Source organism: Azospirillum sp. B4, assembly GCF_000333275.1.
Taxonomy (GTDB): domain Bacteria; phylum Pseudomonadota; class Alphaproteobacteria; order Azospirillales; family Azospirillaceae; genus Nitrospirillum.
This window is the reverse complement of sequence record NZ_BACU01000295.1, coordinates 1-1,780: the sequence shown is the minus strand read 5'-3', so window position 1 is coordinate 1,780 and position 1,780 is coordinate 1. Positions and strand designations below refer to the sequence as shown.

Below are 1,780 nucleotides of genomic sequence, written 5' to 3'. Positions count from 1 at the left end.
TACTGCTTGGCGAGGCGGCGATACGCCTGCTTGATGTCTTCAGCGCTGGCGCTGCGGCCGACGCCAAGGATTTGTAGGGATCGCGCATGGTCGCACTATCTATTGCCAGTCTGCCCCCACAATATGCGCAACGCGCTCGCCGCTTCAAGCACGCGGCAGCCCTACTATTTCGAGGGTGGGGGTTGAAGGCCGGCCCTATGGATCAGCCCCGGCCACGGGGATCGTGGCCGGGGGCGGACCAAAGCGGTAACCGGGGTCAGTCGTTGACGATCTTCCAGCTGCCGTCCGGCTGGCGGCAGGCCGTGCCGTAGCCCTGCTGCCGCTCCCCGCCGACCACGATGGTCTGCTGGAACTCGCGGCAATAGGAGCCGTCGCCCCGGGTGCCGTCGCGCACCGGGGTGACGATCACCTGGTGGTCGTTGTTGGGGTTGTTCCAGACGATGGGCTGCCCCACGGGCGCGGAATAGGCCATCTGCGTGTTGCGCTCCATGGCGGCGCGGTCGGCCTCGTCCATGCGCTTGCCGATGGAGCTGCCGGCCAGGCCGCCCAGCAGGACGCCCAGGCCAGTCATCGCCAGCTTGCCACCGCCGTGGCCGAACTGGGAACCGATCAGGCCGCCGGCGGCGGCGCCGCCCAGCATGCCCACGGTCTGATTCTTGCCCCCCGTGGTGTCGCACGCGCTCAACAGGACACTCGACGCCATCAACGCGACGATGACTTTCTTCATGGTTGGTAGTCCTTCTTCCTCTCCTTGGGCCGCCAGTCCATGTCTTCGCTGGCGGCCGGGTGTCTTTGCGTAAACCGGTCTCGCATCCTTGCCAAGCCGTCCGCCCGGCTCCCGTGCTTACGGGGTAGGGCGGCTCCGTTGCCAATGACCTGGGGCAATTCGACCATCCCAAATCATACGGAAACGTGCGGGGCGTCCATGCGGCGTCCTCCGTGGACAACGATGTAGTGTGGCGTATGGTGGGCGGCAATTCCGGCATATCTATGACACGGACCACGACCATGGATTTTGTTGTCGCACCCGATCCTTATGTCCTGTTTCAGACTTGGCTCGACGAGGCGTCGCGGACCGAACCCAACGACCCGAACGCTATGTCACTGGCCACCATCGGGGCCGACGGCATTCCGGCCGTGCGCATCGTGCTGCTCAAGGGTGTGGATGACGGCGGCTTCGTCTTCTACACCAACACCCTCAGCCGCAAGGGCCGCGAACTGGCGGCCAGCCCGGTGGCGGGCCTATGCTTCCATTGGAAGACGCTGCGTCGCCAGGTGCGGGTGGATGGCACCGTCACGCCGGTGACGGCGGCGGAGGCGGACGAGTATTACGGCGTGCGGCCCCGTGGCAGCCAGATCGGCGCCTGGGCGTCCCAGCAGTCCCAGCCGCTGGACAGCCGCGCCACCCTGGAGCGGCGGGTGGCGGAAGAGACGGCGCGCTTCGGCGACGGCGTCATTCCCCGGCCGCCGCACTGGTCGGGGTATCGCGTGACCCCGGTCCGTTTCGAGTTCTGGCAGGATCGGGAGTTCCGTTTGCACGACCGGTTGGCGTATAGTCGCGGCGCAGATGGCACGGGCTGGACGACGGAGCGCCTCTACCCATGATGATCCTGGTCCCATGACGACATCGGCGGAAATGGGACCGGAACCGGGGGCGGGGCGGTCGCCTGAGTTGGACGCGGCGGGCAGCGACCCCAACGGGCGTTGGCGCCGCGCCGCCACCTACGCCAGCGTCACCGTGGCCGTCGTCCTGATCGCCAGAGAGTTCGGCGCCTATATC

2 protein-coding genes are annotated in these 1,780 nt (G+C 67.0%); one reads left to right on the top strand and one right to left on the bottom strand.

Annotated elements, in window-relative coordinates:
* Positions 1-256: 256 nt before the first annotated feature.
* The gene (locus I55_RS13420; protein ID WP_044561087.1) at positions 257-727 is read right to left on the bottom strand and encodes an RT0821/Lpp0805 family surface protein; all 471 of its coding nucleotides are present in this window, start codon (positions 725-727) and stop codon (positions 257-259) included.
* A 281-nt stretch (positions 728-1,008) separates the two neighbouring features.
* Between I55_RS13420 and pdxH the strand changes: the two genes are divergently transcribed.
* Entirely contained in the window at positions 1,009-1,605 is a 597-nt protein-coding gene (gene pdxH / locus I55_RS13415) for a pyridoxamine 5'-phosphate oxidase (protein WP_083901085.1), read from the top strand.
* The last annotated feature ends 175 nt before the right edge of the window (positions 1,606-1,780 follow it).

What these genes read in the sequence shown, in the direction of transcription:
- I55_RS13420 (WP_044561087.1), bottom strand. Translation starts at nt 727, where the DNA reads ATGAAGAAAGTCATCGTCGCGTTGATGGCGTCGAGTGTCCTGTTGAGC.
- pdxH (WP_083901085.1), top strand. Translation starts at nt 1,009, where the DNA reads ATGGATTTTGTTGTCGCACCCGATCCTTATGTCCTGTTTCAGACTTGG.